This window comes from Amycolatopsis sp. NPDC051106, assembly GCF_040682775.1.
GTDB lineage: Bacteria > Actinomycetota > Actinomycetes > Mycobacteriales > Pseudonocardiaceae > Amycolatopsis.
The window spans coordinates 54,763-73,373 of record NZ_JBFBBQ010000027.1 but is presented as its reverse complement, the minus strand read 5'-3'; the positions used below and the strand labels follow the sequence as shown (position 1 = coordinate 73,373).

The 18,611-nt window shown below is 73.1% G+C and carries 2 protein-coding genes; both read left to right on the top strand.

All coding sequences use genetic code 11. From position 1 onward, the window contains the following. Window positions 1-3 precede the first annotated feature (3 nt). The gene (locus tag AB0M83_RS21540) at window positions 4-18,174 is read left to right on the top strand and encodes an amino acid adenylation domain-containing protein (RefSeq protein WP_364519582.1); all 18,171 of its coding nucleotides are present in this window, start codon (window positions 4-6) and stop codon (window positions 18,172-18,174) included. Beyond that, window positions 18,174-18,584, top strand: a complete 411-nt coding sequence (gene panD, locus AB0M83_RS21535; protein ID WP_285478569.1) for an aspartate 1-decarboxylase — start codon at window positions 18,174-18,176, stop codon at window positions 18,582-18,584. Before AB0M83_RS21540 ends, panD begins: the two co-directional genes overlap by 1 nt. The last annotated feature ends 27 nt before the right edge of the window (window positions 18,585-18,611 follow it).

Genomic DNA, 18,611 nt, shown 5'->3' with positions numbered 1-18,611 from the left:
CCGGTGAGCAACGGTGACGCTGTGCAGCAGGTGGCGGAGCTCGGTTTCTGGCGTACCCGCCTCGCCTCGGCGCCGAAGGAGCTCGCCCTGCCGGTCGACCGGCCGTACTCCGCCGAGCCTGTCCCGGCCCGGCTGACCCGGCCGCTGCCGCCGGCCGACGAGCCGGCCCTCCTCGCGGCCTTCGCGGTGCTGCTGTCCCGGTACGCGGGAACCGCCGACGTCGTCCTCGGCCTCGGCTCGCTGGTGCCCCTGCGGGTCGACCTCGGTGGCTCGCCCGGGTTCGCGGACGTCGACGCGCGCGTGCGCGAGGCGCGCGAAGAGGCCTTCGCCCATGAAGTCCCCTTCGACGATCTGGTCGCCGAAGTGCGGCCGGAGCCCGGTCGCGGGGGATCGGTGGTCGTCAACGTCGGTTTCGGCGCCGAGACGGATCTGCCGCTGGACCTGAACCTGACCGTCGACGGCGACACGCTCGTCGCGGACTACCGCGCGGACGTCCTCGACGAGTCCACAGTGGATCGGATGCTCGATCATCTGGAGCACCTCCTGGCCGACGCCCTGAGCCGTCCACAGTGGCCGGTCGAGCGCCTGGACCTGGTGCCGGGTCCGGAACTGCGCCGGATCCTCGAAGAATGGAACGACACCGGCCTCGACACGCCGTTGTCGACCCTGCCGGAGCTGTTCGCCGCCCGCGTGCGGGAGGCCCCGGACGCGGTGGCGCTCGTCTTCGAGGACGAGGAACTGACCTACGCCGAGCTGGACGCGCGGGCGAACCGGCTCGCCCACGTCCTGATCGGGCACGGAGCCGGGCCGGAACGGGTGGTCGCGCTCGCCGTGCCCCGGTCCCCGGACATGATCGTGGCCGAGCTGGCCGTGCTCAAGGCCGGCGCCGCCTACCTTCCGCTGGACCCGGACTACCCCGCCGAGCGCCTCGCGTTCATGGTCACCGACGCCCGCCCGGTGTGCGTGCTGACCACGAACGACCTCGCCGGCCGCTTCGACGGCGACGTCGTGCTCCTCGACGAACTCGACCTCGGTGCCGCGCCGGACACGGATCCGGCCGCGGCGATCGTCCCGGCGAACGCGGCCTACGTCATCTACACCTCCGGCTCCACCGGCCGGCCCAAGGGCGTCGTGGTGTCGCACGCCGGCGTCACGAAGCTCGTCGCGACGCAGTCGCAGCGGTTCGGGGTGGGCCCGCACAGCCGGGTGCTGCAGTTCGCGTCGCCGAGCTTCGACGTCGCGTTCTGGGACCTGTGCCTCGGCCTGCTTTCCGGCGGGCGCCTGGTGATCGTCCCCGCCGAGCGGCGCGTTCCCGGCCCGGAGCTGGCTGAGTACGCGCACGCCAAGGGCGTCGACTTCATGATCCTGCCGCCCGCGCTGCTCGCCGAGTTCCCCGACGACTGCGACCTCCCGCGCGACAGCGTGCTGCTGGCCGGCACCGAGCGCGTGTCGCCGGAGCTGGTGCGCCGGTGGGCGCCCGGCCGCCGGATGTTCAACGCCTACGGCCCGACCGAGGCCACGACCAACTCGACACTCGGACTCTGCGACCCGCAGATCGCGCCCGGCTCGGCCGTGCCGATCGGCGTTCCGGACCCGGGCACCCGCGCGTACGTCCTCGACGCGTCCCTCGCGCCGGTCCCGGTCGGCGTCGTCGGCGAGCTGTACCTCGCCGGGTCCGGCTTGGCGCGTGGCTATCTCGGGCGGTCGGGGCTGACGGCGGAGCGGTTCGTGGCCGACCCGTTCGGTGCGGGTGGCCGGCTCTACCGCACCGGCGACCTGGTGAAGTGGCTGCCGGACGGGCGGCTGGTGTTCCTCGGCCGCGCCGACGACCAGGTGAAGATCCGTGGCTACCGCATCGAACTCGGCGAGATCGAGTCGGTGCTCGCCGAGCACCCGCGCGTCGGCCAGTCGGTCGTCGTCGCGCAGGACGGGCAGCTGATCGCCTACGCGGTGCCGGTGCCCGACCGCGACCAGGCGGCCGAGCAGGGCCACGTCGAAGAGTGGCACGCCGTCCACGAGGAGATGCTCGCCGGATCGACCGGCATCGAAGAGAACTTCGCCGGCTGGAACTCCAGCTACGACGGCTCGGACATCCCCCTCGCCGAGATGCGGGAGTGGCACGCGGCGACCACCGAGCGGATCCGTTCGCTCGAGCCGAAGCGCGTCCTGGAGATCGGCGTCGGCAGCGGGCTCATCCTCTCCCGGATCGCGCCGGACGCCGAGGCGTACTGGGGCGTCGACCTCTCCGAGAGCGCGATCGAGAACGTCCGGCGCGAGGTCGCCGCGACGCCGTTCGCCGACCGGGTGCACCTCGCCGCCCGCCCCGCGCACGACCTCGGCGAGCTGCCGGACGAGCCGTTCGACACCGTGATCATCAACTCGGTCGCGCAGTACTTCCCGAGCGCCGAGTACCTCGCCGAGGTCGTCCGGACCGTGGCGGCCCTGGTGCGCCCCGGCGGCACGATCTTCCTCGGCGACATCCGCAACCTCCGTTCGCTGCGGGCGTTCCGCACCGCGGTCGAGCTGCGGCACGGCCGGGCCGACGTCGCGGCGGTCGACCAGGCCATCGCGCGCGAGGGCGAGCTGGTGCTCGACCCCGACTTCTTCCCGGCCCTGGCCCGCGGCCTGGACGGCTTCGCCGACGTCGACCTGTGGGTCAAGCGCGGGCAGGCGCACAACGAGCTGACCCGGCACCGCTACGACGTCGTCCTGCGGAAGGCGCCGAAGCCGGCCGCGGTCGACGAGCAGGTCGTCGCATTCGGCGATCTCGGTTCGGTGGAACGGTTCCTGACCGCCGAGACGCCCGGCCGGCTGCGCGTGACCGGGATCCCGGACGCCCGGCTGGCCGGGGAGCTGGCGGCGGTGCGCGCCTTGGACGAGGGCGACGCCGAGGCGGCGCTGGCCGCCCTCGACCGCCGTGACGGCGTCGACGTCGAAGTTCTGCACCGGCTCGGCGACCGCACCGGGTACCGCGTGGCGGTGACCTGGGCCGCCGAGAGTGGTGCGCTCGAGGCCGTCTTCCTGCGCCCCAATGTGGCGTTCGGTGCGTCTGACGCACCCAATGTGGCGTTCGGTGCGTTGGACGCACCCAATGCCACATTGGGGCGCTCGGCCGGCGGCGCCCCCGCCTATCGCCCGGGGCGGCAGACCGGCACGCCCGCGTCGTACGCGAACAACCCGGCGGCCCGGCGGGAGACCGGCGCGCTGGTGGCGTCGCTGCGCGCGCACGTGCGCGACCGGCTGCCGCTGTACATGGTGCCTTCGGCGTTCGTCGTGCTGGACAAGCTGCCCGTGCTCGCCTCGGGCAAGCTCGACCGCAAGGCCCTGCCGAGCCCGGAGCGGTTCGCCGCCGGGCCGGGACGCGCGCCGCGCAACCCCGTCGAGCAGCTGGTGTGCGAGATGTTCGCCGACGTCCTCGGATGGGGTGGGGATGGGGCAATCCACACAGTCGGCCCCGACGACGACTTCTTCGCCCTCGGCGGGCATTCGCTGCTGGCGACACGGCTGATCCAGCGCATCCGCGCGGCGGTCGGCGCCGAGGTGCCGGTGCGGGCGGTGTTCGACGCGCCGACCCCGGCCGCGCTGGCGGAGCTGCTGGCCGGGGCGGTGGCCGGCACCGAGCGGCGCCCGCTCACCCGCGTCGCCGAGCGACCGGAGCGGCTGCCGCTGTCGTTCGCGCAGCAGCGGCTCTGGTTCCTGCACGGCCTGGAAGGCGGGTCGGCGACCTACAACGTCCCGCTCGTCATGCGGCTCGCGGGCGAGCTGGACGTCGAGGCGCTGCGGGCGGCGTTGCACGACGTCCTCGACCGGCACGAGGCGCTGCGGACGGTGTTCCCGACCGCCGACGGCGTGCCGTACCAGCAGGTCCTGACCGAAGCCGCGGTGGAGCTGACCGTCCGCGAGACACCGGAGTCCGAAGTGGACTCCACTGTGGACGGGCTGGTCCGCGGCGTGTTCGACCTCGGTGCCGGGGTGCCGGTGCGGGCCGCGCTGCTGACCGTCGACCCGCGCCGGCACGTGCTGGTCCTGGTCGTGCACCACATCGCCGCCGACGGCTGGTCGCTCGCTCCGCTCTGGCGGGACATCGCCACGGCCTATCGCGCCCGGTTGCGCGGCGAAGCTCCACAATGGACGCCGCTTCCGGTGCAGTACGCGGACTACACGCTCTGGCAGCGTGAACTCCTCGCAACCGAGGAGATCGGCCAGCTCGACTACTGGCGCACTGCCCTTGAGGGCCTGCCCGAACGCATCCCGCTCCCGCTCGACCGGCCGCACCCGGCGGTGTCGGCCTACCGCGGCGAGTTCTTCACCTTCGCCTGGGACGCCGGCCTGAAGGCCGGGCTCACCGACCTCGCACGGGCGTGTGGAGCGAGCCCGTTCATGGTCGTGCACGCGGGCCTGACCGCCCTGCTGTCGCGGCTGGGCGGTGGCACCGACATCCCGATCGGCACCCCGATCGCCGGCCGGACCGACCCGGCGCTCGACGACCTCGTCGGCTTCTTCGTCAACACGCTCGTCCTGCGCGTCGACACCGGCGGCGACCCGTCGTTCCGCGACCTCGTGGCTCGCGTGCGGGACCGCAGCCTCGACGCCTACGCCCACCAGGACGTGCCGTTCGAGCGCCTCGTCGAAGCGCTCAACCCGGCACGGTCGCTCGCGCACCACCCGCTGTTCCAGACCATGCTCGCGTGGCAGAACACCCCCGGCGCCGGCGTCGAGCTGCCCGGGCTGACCGTCACCGAACGGCCCGTCGGCACCGGCACGGCCAAGTTCGACCTCTGGTTCTCCTTCACCCAGCGCGCCGACGGCATCCACGGCCAGGCCGAGTTCAACGCCGAGGTCTTCGACCACACGACCGTCACCGGTCTGCTCGACCGCCTCGAAGTCCTGCTGCGCCAGGTCGTCTCCGCGCCGGACCGCCGGCTCGGCGGCCTCGACGTGCTCACCCCGGCGGAACGCGACGCCCTGCCCGCGGTCTGGTCGGGAGCCGTCGAAGACGTCCCCGCGGTCACCGTGCCCGAGCTGTTCGCCGCCCAGGTCGCGCGGACCCCGGACGCCACGGCGCTCGTCTTCGAAGACGAAGAGCTGACCTACGCCGAGCTGGACGCCGTCTCGAACCGCCTCGCCCGCGTGCTGGCCGATCGGGGCGCCGGGCCCGAGCGCGTCGTCGCCCTGGCCCTGCCGCGCTCGACGCACCTGGTCACCGCCATCCTCGCCGTGCTCAAGACCGGCGCGGCCTACCTGCCGCTCGACCCCGGCTACCCGGCCGAGCGCATCGCGTTCATGCTCGGCGACGCCGCACCGGCACTCGTGCTGGCGACCGGCGATGACCTGCCGCACGCAGTTCGCGTGGACGACCCGGACCTCCTCGACGGAGTTCCGGACGCTCCGCTCGACGTCGCACTCCGGCCGGAGAACCCCGCGTACGTCATCTACACCTCGGGTTCGACGGGCCGCCCCAAGGGCGTCGTCGTGCCGCACGAAGGCATCGTCAACCGGCTGCTGTGGATGCAGGACGAGTACGGCCTGACCGGCGACGACCGCGTGCTGCAGAAGACGCCGTCCAGCTTCGACGTGTCCGTGTGGGAGTTCCTCTGGCCGCTGATCACCGGGGCCACCGAGGTCCTTGCCCGGCCGGACGGCCACAAGGACCCGGCCTACCTCGCCCGGCTGATTCGCGACCGCGGGGTCACGACCGTCCACTTCGTCCCGTCGATGCTCCAGGTCTTCCTGCAGGAGCCGGCCGCGGGGGAGTGCACGAGCCTGCGCCGGGTCCTGTGCAGCGGTGAAGCCCTGCCCACCGACGCCGTCGTCCAGTTCGGCCAGGTCCTGGACGCCGAGCTGCACAACCTCTACGGTCCCACCGAAGCCTCGGTCGACGTCACCTCACACCGGACGTCCGTCGAGGACCCCGCTGTCCCGATCGGACGTCCGGTGTGGAACACCCGGACCTACGTCCTCGACGCCGCCCTGCGCCCGGTACCGCCCGGCACCGCCGGCGAGCTGTACCTCGCCGGCGTCCAGCTCGCCCGCGGCTACCTGGGCCGGGCCGGGCTGACCGCTGAACGGTTCGTCGCTTCGCCGTTCGAGCCGGGGGAGCGGATGTACCGCACCGGCGACCTCGCCCGCTTCCGCCCCGACGGTGTCCTGGAGTTCCTCGGCCGCGGCGACGAGCAGATCAAGATCCGCGGCTTCCGCGTCGAGCCCGGCGAGATCGCCGCGACCCTCGCGACGCACGACGACGTCGCCCACGCCGTGGTCGTGGCCCGGGAGGACCGGCCGGGCGACGTCCGCCTGGTCGGGTACGTCGTCCCCGCCGACACCTCCGCGTCGCCGGCCGAGGAGTCCGAGCAGGTCGGCGAGTGGCGCGAGTTGTACGACTCGATGTACTCGGCTGCCGAGGACGAGTTCGCCGGCTGGAATTCCAGCTACACGGGCGAGCCGATCCCACGCGCGGAGATGCGCGAGTGGCGGGACGCGATCGTCACGCGGATCCGGTCGCTGAAGCCGAAGCGGGTGCTGGAGATCGGCGTCGGTACCGGCCTGCTGCTGACCGAGCTGGCCCCGGACTGCGAGTCCTACTGGGGCACGGACTTCTCCGCCGAGGTCATCGCCGCACTGGGCGAGCGGGTCGCCGCCGACCCGGCGCTGGCCGGGCGCGTCGAACTGCGCACCGGCGACGCCGCCGACGTCACCGGCCTGCCGTCCGGGTACTTCGACACGATCGTGCTCAACTCGGTCGTCCAGTACTTCCCGAGCGGGACGTACTTGCTGGAGGTGCTGCGCAAGGCCCTCGGGCTCCTCGTGCCGGGTGGGTCACTGTTCGTCGGCGACGTCCGCGACCTGCGCCAGGTCCGCGCCTTCCACACGGCGGTGGCCGAAGCGCGCGGGGGTGACGTCGAGCAGAACCTCCTGCGGGAGAAAGAACTCCTGGTCGCGCCCGAACTCTTCGCCGGGCTCGACGGGGTCACCGCGGACATCCGGGTCAAGCGCGGCCGGGCGGTCAACGAGCTGACCCAGTACCGCTACGACGTGATCCTGCGCCCCGGCTCGGCCGTGGCACCCGAGGTCCCCGTCCTCGTGTGGGGCACCGATCTCTCCACTGTGGACGAGGTCACCGGTCCGAGCAGGATCGAACGGGTTCCGAACGGCCGCACCGCGCCGGGCGGGGTGAACCCCGAAGACTGGTACGCATTCGGGGACGCGCACGGCTACCGCACGGTCGTCACCTGGTCCGCCGAGGGCGACGGCTCCGTCGATGTCGTGTTCACGACCGGCGAGACCGCGGGCGCGTTCCGGCCCGGCCCTGACCCGCTGCTCTCGTACACCGGCAACCCCGGCCGCTTCCGCCGGATCAGCACGTTGACCGCGGACCTGCGTACCCTCGCCGCCGACCGGCTGCCGGAGCACATGGTGCCCTCGGCGATCGTCGTCCTCGACGCGCTCCCGGTGACAGCCAACGGCAAGCTCGACCGCCGCGCCCTGCCCTCACCCGATCCCGCCGCGCCGACGTCCGACCGTGAGCCGCGCACCCCCGTCGAACGGCAGCTGTGCGAACTGTTCGCCGACGTCCTCGGCCTGCCGCGGGTCGGCCCGGACGACAGCTTCTTCGCCCTCGGCGGCCACTCGCTGCTCGCCACCCGGCTGATCGCCCGCATCCGCACGACGCTGAACGCCGAGCTGGAAGTCCGGTCGGTGTTCGAGACGCCCACCGCCGCCGGCCTCGCCGCGCTGGTCGGTGCCGGCACCGGGACCGCGCGACCCGAACTGGTCCCGATGGCCCGGCCCGCGCTCGTGCCCCTGTCCGGCGCGCAGCAGCGGCTGTGGTTCCTGCACCACCTCGAAGGCCCGTCGGCCACCTACAACGTCCCGCTGATCATGCGCCTGGAAGGCGAGGTCGACGTCGAGGCGCTGCGCACCGCACTGTCCGATGTGGTCGCCCGCCACGAGGCACTGCGGACCCGCTTCCCGCAGCACGACGGCGTTCCGTACCAGGACATCCTCCCGGCCGGCGAGATCGCCCTGCCGGTGCGGGACGTCGATGATCTCGACGCCGCGCTGACCGGGCTGGTCCGCGGCTCGTTCGACCTCGAGCGGCAGGCGCCGATGCGGGTGGAGTTGCTGCGGCTGGGCGACCGCGAGCACGTCCTGGCGATGGTGTTCCACCACATCGCCTCCGACGGCTGGTCGATGGCTCCGCTGTGGCGCGACATCGCAACGGCCTACGCGGCCCGTCGCGCCGGAGAAGATCTACAGTGGACACCGCTGCCGGTGCAGTACGCGGACTACACGCTGTGGCAGCGGGATCTGCTCGGCAGCGAAGACGACCCGGACAGCGTGCTGAGCACGCAGCTGGACTACTGGCGCGACACCCTGGACGGCCTGCCCGACCGCATCGAGCTGCCCCTCGACCGTCCGCACCCGGTCACCGCGACCTTTCGCGGCGAGCTGCACACCTTCACCTGGGACGCGGATCTCCACACGCGCCTGACCGAGCTGGCGCGCGAATCCGGCGCCAGTGTGTTCATGGTCGTCCACGCGGCCCTCGCCGCCCTGCTCACCCGGCTCGGTGCGGGCACCGACGTGCCCATCGGCTCACCCATCGCCGGCCGCACGGACCAGGCCCTCGACGACCTCGTCGGGTTCTTCGTCAACACCCTGGTGCTGCGCGTCGACACCGGTGGCGAGCCGTCGTTCCGCGACCTCGTGGCGCGCGTCCGCGAGCGCAACCTCGACGCGTACGCCCACCAGGACGTCCCGTTCGAGCGGCTCGTCGAGGTGCTCAACCCGGCGCGGTCGCTCTCGTACCACCCGCTGTTCCAGGTGATGCTCGCCGGGCAGAACAACACTCGCGCCGAGGTCACCCTGCCCGGCCTGACCGTCACCGAGATCCCGGTGACCACCGGGACGTCGAAGTTCGACCTCTCGATTTCGCTGACCGAGCGCGACGCCGGGATCGCGGGCGTGCTCGAGTTCAACGCCGACGTCTTCGACCACCCGGGCGCGAACGCGATCCTGCGCCGCCTCGAAGTGCTGCTGCGCGCCGCACTGGCCGAGCCGGACCGCCCGGTCACCGCCCTGGACCTCCTGGCAGGCGATGAGCGCGAGCGCGTCCTGACCGAGTGGGCCGGGTCGCTCGAACCCGCGGGCACCGAGACGTTCCCCGGCCTGTTCGCCCGCCGTGTGGCCGAAGCACCGGACGCCGTGGCGCTCGTCTTCGAGGACGTCGAACTGACGTACGCCGAGGTGAACGCGCGCGCCAACCGGCTCGCCCACCTGCTCGCCGAGCGGGGCGCCGGGCCGGAGCGCGTGGTCGCGCTGGCCGTGCCGCGGTCGGTCGACATGATCGTCGCGGAGCTGGCGGTGCTCAAGGCCGGCGCCGCGTACCTGCCGATCGACGTCGACTACCCCGGCGACCGGATCACCTACATGGTCGAGGACACGCGCCCGGTCTGCGTCGTGACGACCCGCGAGATCGACGCGAAACTCCCGGCGGACGTTCCTCGCGTGCTCCTCGACGACCCGGGGCTCGACGGGATGTCCACAGCGGACCCGGCGGTCGTGGTGAAGCCGGAGAACGCGGCCTACGTGATCTACACGTCCGGCTCGTCCGGGCGGCCGAAGGGCGTCGTCCTCCAGCACTCCGGCGTCGCGAAGCTGGTCGCCACCCAGGTCGGGCGGTTCGGGATCGGCCCGCACAGCCGGGTGCTGCAGTTCGCGTCGCCGAGCTTCGACGTCGCGTTCTGGGACCTGTGCCTCGGCCTGCTCTCCGGCGGCCGCCTCGTCGTGGTCCCGGCCGAGCGCCGGGTGGCCGGGCCCGCGCTGACCGAGTACGCGCACCAGCACGGCGTGGACTTCATGATCCTCCCGCCCGCGCTGCTCGACGCCATGCCGGCGGACTGCGACCTCCCGCGCGACAGCGTGCTGCTGGCCGGCACCGAGCGCGTGTCGCCGGAGCTGGTCCGGCGGTGGGCGCCCGGACGCCGCATGTTCAACGCGTACGGCCCGACCGAGGCGACCACCAACTCGACGCTCGGCGAAAGCGACCCGGTCGAGCTGGCGGACGCGACCGTCGTCCCGATCGGCATCCCGGACCCGGGCACCCGGGCGTACGTGCTCGACGCCGGGCTGCGGCCGGTCCCGCCGGGGGTGGTGGGGGAGCTGTACCTGGCCGGCTCGGGCCTCGCGCGTGGCTATCTCGGGCGGCCGGGGCTGACGGCGGAGCGGTTCGTGGCCGACCCGTTCGGTTCGGGTGGCCGGCTCTACCGCACCGGCGACCTGGTGAAGTGGCTGCCGGACGGGCGGCTGGTGTTCCTCGGCCGGGCGGACGACCAGGTCAAGATCCGCGGCTACCGCATCGAGCCGGGCGAGATCGAAGCCGTGCTCACCGAGCACCCGGCGGTCGGGCAGTCGGTCGTCGTCGCTCAGGACGGCCGGCTCATCGCCTACGCCGTCCCGGTGGCAGGCCGGGACGAAGAGGCGGAGCTGGACCACGTCGGCGAGTGGCGGGAGCTGCACGAGAACGTCTTCGCCGAAGCCGCGTCCGGCGGGCTGGAGGAAAACTTCACCGGCTGGAACTCCAGCTACGACGGCTCGGAAATCCCCCTCGACGAGATGCGGGAGTGGCACGCGGCCACGATCGAGCGGATCCGGTCGCTGCGGCCGAAGCGGGTGTTGGAGATCGGTGTCGGGTCGGGACTGATCCTGTCCCGGATCGCGCCGGACGCCGAGGAGTACTGGGGCGTCGACCTGTCCGAGAAGGCGATCGCCAACCTCCGGCGGGAACTCGCGGCGACACCGTACGCGGACAAGGTCCACCTCGCCGCGCGCCCGGCGCACGATCTGGGTGAACTGCCGGACTTCGACACGGTGATCATCAACTCGGTCGCGCAGTACTTCCCGAGCGTCGGCTACCTCGCCGAGGTCGTCCGCACGGCCGCGACGCGGGTCCGCCCGGGTGGCGTGATCTTCCTGGGCGACATCCGGAACCTGCGCTCGCTGCGCGCGTTCCGGACGGCGACCGAGCTGAGCCACGGCCGCCGTGACGTCGCCGCGGTCGATCAGGCCATCGCGCGTGAAGGTGAACTCGTGCTGGATCCGGACTTCTTCACCGCGCTGGCCCGGCAGCTGGACGGCTTCGACGACGTCGACCTGTGGGTGAAGCGCGGCCAGGCGCACAACGAGCTGACCCGCCACCGGTACGACGTCGTCCTGCGGAAGGCCCCGAAGCCCGGGCCGGTCGAGGAAGACGTCGTCGCGTTCGAGTCTCGGGCCCAGCTGGAACGTCTCCTCGGCGACCGTCCGGGCCGGCTGCGGGTGACCGGCGTGCCGGACGCCCGCCTGTCCGGTGAACTCGCCGCCGTCGCCGCATTGGCCGACGGCGACGCGGAAGCGGCACTGTCCGCTTTGGCCGCCCAGCCGTCCGGAGTGGATCCGGAAGAGCTGCGGGAACTCGGCGAACGCGGGGGTTACCGCGTGTATTCGGCGCCGGGGGACGCGGGCTTCCTCGAAGTCGTGTTCACCACCGGCGAGCCGGTGCGGGTCCACCGCGCCCGGCCGGCCCGGGCCGCCCTGGAAGCGCTGGGGAACCACCCGGCGGGGCAGCGGGACACGAGCGCGCTGGTGTCGGCCCTGCGGGCCCACGTCCGCGACCGGTTGCCGCAGTACATGGTGCCCTCGGCGTTCGTGGTCCTGGACCGGCTGCCGCTGCTCGCGTCCGGCAAGCTCGACCGCCGGGCCCTGCCCAGCCCGGACCAGCAGGCGGTCCCGGCCGGCCGGGCGCCGCGCACGCCGGTCGAAGAAGTCCTTTGCGGACTCTTCGCCGAAGTCCTCGACACCGCGTCGGCCGGCGTCGACGACGACTTCTTCGCCCTGGGCGGGCACTCGCTCATGGCGACGCGCCTGGTCGCGCGGCTGCGCGCGGTGTTCGGTGTCGAGCTGCAGGTGCGGTCGGTGTTCGAGACGCCGACGGTCGCCGGCTTGGCCGCGTTGCTGTCCACTTCAGATGCCTCCGCCGCCCGGCCCGCGCTGGGGCGGGTCGAACCGCGGCCGGACGTGCTGCCGCTGTCGTTCGCCCAGCAGCGGCTGTGGTTCCTCCACCGCCTGGAGGGCCCGTCGGCCACCTACAACATGCCGACCGCGGTCCGGCTGACCGGCGAGCTCGACGTCTCCGCGCTGAAGCTCGCCCTGTCCGATGTGGTCGGCCGCCACGAGGCCCTGCGCACGGTCTTCCCCGAGATCGACGGCGAGGCCCGGCAGCTGGTCCTCGACGACGTCACGATCCCGCTGCCGACCCGCACGGTCACCGAGACCACGCTCGCGGACGCCGTGTCGGAAGCGGCCCGCACGGTGTTCGAGCTGGAGTCCGAAATCCCCCTGCGAGCGGAACTGCTGCGGCTGGGCGCTCGTGAGCACGTCCTGGTGCTGGTGTTCCACCACATCGCGTCGGACGGCTGGTCGACCGCGCCCCTGTGGCGCGACCTCGCGACGGCCTACACCGCCCGGCAGGCCGGGGAGGTTCCGCAATGGACGCCGTTGCCGGTGCAGTACGCGGACTACACGCTGTGGCAGCGCGACGTCCTCGGCGAGCCGGTCATCGAACCGCAGCTGGCCTACTGGCGTGCGGCTCTGGCGGATCTGCCCGAGCGGATCGAGCTGCCGACCGACCGGCCGCACCCGGCCGAGGCGTCCTACCGGGGCGAGCAGTTCGCGTTCGGCTGGGACGCGGAGCTCCACAGTGGACTCGTCGAGCTGGCCCGGGCTTGCGGGGCCAGCGTGTTCATGGTCGTGCACGCCGGGCTCACCGCCGTGCTCACCCGGCTCGGCGCGGGCACCGACATCCCGCTCGGCACCTCCATCGCCGGCCGGACCGACCAGGCGCTCGACGACCTCGTCGGCTTCTTCGTCAACACCTTGGTGCTGCGCGTCGACACCGGGGGCGACCCGTCGTTCCGGGACCTCGTCGCCCGCGTGCGGGACCGCAGCCTGGACGCCTACGCCCACCAGGACGTGCCGTTCGAGCGGCTGGTCGAAGCGCTGAACCCGGTGCGCTCGCTCGCGTACCACCCGCTGTTCCAGACGATGCTGGCCTGGCAGAACAACGCCGTCGCCGACCTCGCGCTGCCTGGCCTGACCGTCGCGGAGGAACCGGTCCGCACCGGCACCGCCCGCGCCGATCTGACGTTCTTCGTCGGCGAGCGGCCCGGCAGCCGGGCCGGGATCCGCGGCACGGCCGAGTACAACAGCGACGTCTTCGACCGCGCGAGTGTCGAGACCATCCTCGACCGGCTCCGGACGCTGCTGCGGGCCGTCGTCGCCGATCCGGACACGCGGATCGGCGCGGTCGACCTGCTGACCGACGCCGAGCACGGCCAGCTCGCCGCCGCCCCCGCGACGCCGCTTCCCGCGGAGACGGCCGCCGAGCTGTTTTCCGCCCAGGTCGCGCGGACCCCGGACGCTCCCGCGCTGGTGTTCGGCTCCGAGCGTCTCACCTACGCGGAACTCGACGCGCGAGCCACGATTCTCGCCCGGGCCTTGCTCGCTCGGGGCCCGGGGCCCGAACGCGTGGTGGCCGTGGCGCTGCCGCGGTCGGCCGAGCTGGTCGTCGCCCTGCTGGCGGTGCTCAAGACCGGCGCCGCCTACCTGCCGCTGGACCTGAACCACCCGGCCGAGCGCGTTGAGCTGATGCTCACCGATGCCGCCCCGCACCTGGTCGTCGCCGAGGAAGGCTTCGGGGATCGGCTGGTGCGACCCGGCGACACCGGTCCCGAAACGGCGTGGCCGGCGATCAGCCCGGACAACCCGGCGTACGTCATCTTCACGTCCGGCTCCACCGGCCGCCCGAAGGCCGTTGCCGGGACCCAGCGCGCGCTGGCCAACCGGCTGCACTGGGGCCGGGACCTCGCCGAAGGCGTGCGCGTGGCCAAGAGCGCGCTGACGTTCATCGACGGCTCGACGGAACTGCTCGGCGGCCTCGTCGCGGGCGACCCGGTGGTCCTCGCCGACGACGCGACGGCCACCGACCCGCACGCGCTCGCCGAACTCGTGCGAACGTCCGGTGCCCAGGTGCTGACCGTCGTCCCGAGTCTCCTCGACAGTTTCGCCGAGGACGCCCCGGCCGACGCCTTCGCCACCGTGACGACCTGGATCACCAGTGGTGAGCCGCTTTCCGCCGCCCTCGCCGAGAAGGTGGCCCGGCGGTGGCCGTCGGCGAAGCTGGTCAACCTCTACGGCTGCTCCGAGGTCGCGGGCGACAGCCTCGCCCAGGTCTGCGGGCCGGTCGCGATCGGCCGGCCGATCGCGAACACCCGCGCGTACGTCCTCGACGCAGGCCTGCGGCCGGTGCCGCCGGGCGTCCGCGGTGAGCTGTACCTGGCCGGCGCCGGGCTCGCGCGGGGCTACCTCGGCAGGGCGGCGCTCACCGCCGAACGGTTCGTCGCCTCGCCGTTCGAGCCGGGGGAGCGGATGTACCGGACCGGCGACCTCGTCCGCCGCCGCGCCGACGGAGCCCTGGAGTTCCTCGGCCGCGCCGACCAGCAGATCAAGATCCGCGGCTTCCGCGTCGAACCCGGCGAGGCCGAAGCCGTGCTGACCGCGGACCCCTCGGTGGCGCGCGCGGCCGTGATAGCCCGCGACAACCGGCTCATCGCTTACGTGGCGCCGTCGGGTGACCCGGTCGCCTTGCGGGCGCTGCTCGCCGCGCGGCTGCCGGAGTATCTCGTGCCGTCGGCGGTGGTGGTGCTGCCGGAGCTGCCGGCGAACGCCAACGGCAAGCTCGACCGCGCCGCCCTGCCCGACCCCGGGATCCGGACTTCAGGCCGGATCGCGCGGACTCCGGCCGAACAGGCGCTGGGCGACCTGTTCGCCGACGTCTTGGGCGTGCCGCGGGTTGGCCCGGACGACGGGTTCTTCGCCCTCGGCGGCCACTCGCTGCTGGCGACCCGGCTGGTCAGCCGGATCCGCGCGCTGCTCGGCGTCGAAGTGCCGATCCGGGCGGTGTTCGACGCGCCCACCCCGGCCCGGCTCGCCGAAGCGCTGGACCCGGGCCGGGGCCGCCGTCCGGCGCTGGTCCCGGCCGAGCGGCCGGACGTCCTGCCGCTGTCGTTCGCGCAGCAGCGGCTGTGGTTCCTCGACCGCCTGGATGGACGGTCCGCGACCTACAACATCCCGTGGGCGTGGGAGCTGACCGGTCCGGTCGACACCGGCGCACTGCAGGCCGCGCTGGACGATGTCGTGGCGCGCCACGAGGTCCTCCGGACGCTGCTGGTCGAAGAGCAGGGCACGCCGCGGCAGGTCGTGCTGGACCGCGCGCACCCGGTGCTGGTCACCGAGTCCGTGCCGGCGACCGACCTCGACGAGAGCGTCACCGCCGCGGCGTCGTACTGCTTCACCCTCGACGCCGAGATCCCGGTGCGCGCCGCGCTCGTGTCGGCCGGGCCCGAGCGGCACGTGTTCGTGCTGCTGGTGCACCACATCGCCGGCGACGGCTGGTCGCTGCCGCCGCTGAAGCGCGACCTCGACACCGCCTACGCCGCACGCCTCCGCGGTGAGAGTCCACAGTGGACGTCGCTGCCGGTGCAGTACGCGGACTACACGCTGTGGCAGCGGGAGATGTTCGGCCGCGCCGACGATCCGGACAGCCTTCTCGGCCGCCAGGCGGCGTTCTGGCGAGACACCCTCGCCGGGATCCCGGACGAGCTGGCGCTCCCTGCGGACCGGCCACGCCCGGCGCGGGCGACCAACCGCGGCGCCGCCGTGCCGTTCACCGTGCCCGCCGACGTCCACCGCGGCCTGCGCGAGCTGGCCCACGGCAGCGACACCAGCACGTTCATGGTGCTGCAGGCGGCCCTCGCGGCCCTGCTCACCCGGCTCGGCGCGGGCACCGACATCCCGCTCGGCACACCGGTCGCCGGGCGCACCGACCAAGCGCTGGAGGACCTCGCCGGGTTCTTCGTCAACACGCTGGTCCTGCGCACCGACACCGGCGGCGACCCGACGTTCCGGGAGCTCCTGGACCGCGTCCGCGAGGCCGACCTGGCGGCGTACGCCCACCAGGACCTGCCGTTCGAGCACCTCGTCGAGCTGCTCAACCCGGCCCGGTCCCTGGCCCGGCACCCGCTGTTCCAGGTCATGCTCGCGGTCTACCACTCGGGTTCGGAGCCGGAGCGGCTGCTCGGCCTCGACGCGTCCTACCGGGACACCGGGCTGCGGCAGGCGAAGTTCGACCTGTCCTTCGACCTGGTCGAAACCCCCGGTGGCCTCGAAGGCGACCTCGAGTTCAGCCTCGACCTCTTCGACGAGCCGACCGCCCGGACCCTCACCGAGCGCCTGGTGCGGCTGATGGCGGCCGTCGTCGCCGACCCGGACCGGCCGGTGAGCCGGATCGACGTCCTGGACGCGGCCGAACGGCACCGGATCGTCGCCGGGTGGGGGCGTGGCGAGCCGCTGACGACGTCCGCGCCGACGGTCGTCGACCGGCTGGCCGCGCAGGTGGCGGCGACGCCGGGCGCTACTGCGCTGAGCGACGCGTCCAGCAGCGTCACCTTCGCCGAATTCGCGATGCGGACCGACCGCCTCGCCCGCTGGCTGACTTCGCGCGGTGCCGGACCCGAGAAGGTGGTCGCGCTCGTGCTGCCCCGGTCCGCGGCGGTCGTCGAGGCGATCTTCGGCGTGCTCAAGGCGGGCGCGGCCTACCTGCCCGTGGATCCGGACCAGCCGGCCGACCGGATCTCGGCGATCCTCGAGGACGCCGGTGCCGCGCTGGTGCTGACCAGCCGCGCGCTGGCTTCGCCGGTTCCGGGGGCTCTGTTCGTCGAGGACATTGTGGACACTGGGATGGCGCTGACACCGCCGTCACCCGCGAACCCGGCGTACGTGCTGTACACCTCCGGCTCCACGGGCAAGCCGAAGGGCGTGGTGATCCCGCACTCCGGGCTGGTGAACCTGTTCCACAGCCACCGCGAGACGCTGTACCGCCCGGCGGTCGCGGCCGCGGGCGGGCGCCGGCTGCGGGTCGGGCACGCGTGGGCGTTCTTCTTCGACGCCTCCTGGCAGCCGCAGCTGTGGCTGCTCGACGGGCACGAGGTGCACGTCGTCGACGACGACACGCGCCGCGACCCCGACCGGCTGGCCGCGGTGGTGCGCGACCGCGGGCTCGACTTCCTGGAGCTGACGCCGTCGCACTTCGCGCAGCTCGCCGCGGCCGGGGTGGTCGAAGACGGTGAGTGCGCCCTCGGCGTCGTCGGGGTCGGCGGTGAAGCCGTGTCCCAGACGCTGTGGGAGACGCTGCGGTCGATGCCCGGCACCGAGGCGTACAACCTCTACGGGCCCACTGAGGCCACAGTGGACGCCCTGGTCGGCCGCTTCCGCGACGCCGACCGGCCGGTGATCGGCCGCCCGGTGCACAACGCCCGCGCGTACGTCCTCGACGATGGCCTGACCCCGGTCCCGGCCGGCGTGCCCGGCGAGCTGTACCTGGCCGGCGCCGGGCTGGCGCGCGGTTACCACGGGCGTCCCGCGCTCACCGCCGACCGGTTCGTCGCCGACCCGTTCGGGCCGGCGGGGGAGCGGATGTACCGCACCGGCGACCTGGTGCGGTGGCGGCCCGACGGGCAGCTCGAGTACCTCGGCCGCACCGACGACCAGGTCAAGATCCGCGGCTTCCGGATCGAACCGGGCGAGATCGAGACGGCCCTGGCCCGCCACGACGACGTCGAGCAGGCGCTCGTCGTCGTCCGCGAGGACCGGGACAAGCGCCTCGTCGCCTACACGACTCCGGCGACCGCGGATCCCGCGCGGCTGCGGGAGTTCGCCGCCCGGTCGCTGCCGGAGTACATGGTGCCGGCGGCGATCGTGCCCCTGGACGCGTTCCCGGTGACGCCCAACGGGAAGCTCGACAAGGCCGCCCTGCCGGTACCCGGGTTCGAGACGCGGGGCCGGGCACCCGAAACACCCTTGGAGAAGACCCTCTGCGAAATCTTCGCGGAGGTCCTGGACGTGGGCACCGTGGGTGCCGACGACGACCTGTTCACCCTCGGCGGGCATTCGATGCTGCTGGTGGTCCTGCGCAACCGGATCACCGAACGGACCGGGAGCGAGCTCCCGATCGCCGAGTTCTTCCGCACCCCGACCGCGGCCGGGCTCGCCGCCCTGCTGACCGAAACCCGAGGAAACTGATGCAGCGCACCCTGATGAACGCCAAGATCCACCGCGCCACGGTGACCCAGGCCGACCTGCACTACGTCGGGTCCCTGACCATCGACGCCGACCTGATGGCCGCCGCGGACATCGTCGAAGGCGAGCAGGTCCAGATCGTCGACATCACCAACGGCGCGCGGCTGGAGACCTACGCGATCACCGGTGAGCCCGGGACCGGCGTGATCGGCATCAACGGCGCGGCCGCGCATCTGGTGCACCCGGGCGACCTCGTCATCATCATCACCTACGCCCAGGTCGACGAGGCCGAGCGCGCCGGGCACCGGCCGCGCGTGGTGCACGTGGACGCGGACAACCGCCAGGTCCACCTGGGCCACGACCCGGCCGAGCCGGTTCCCGGCGCGGAGGCGCAGTTGTCGGGCAGGAATTGACGCAGGTGGGGGTGGACACAGGTAGGT

Coding starts and splice junctions, on each gene's coding strand:
- panD (WP_285478569.1), top strand. CDS start 18,174: ATGCAGCGCACCCTGATGAACGCCAAGATCCACCGCGCCACGGTGACC.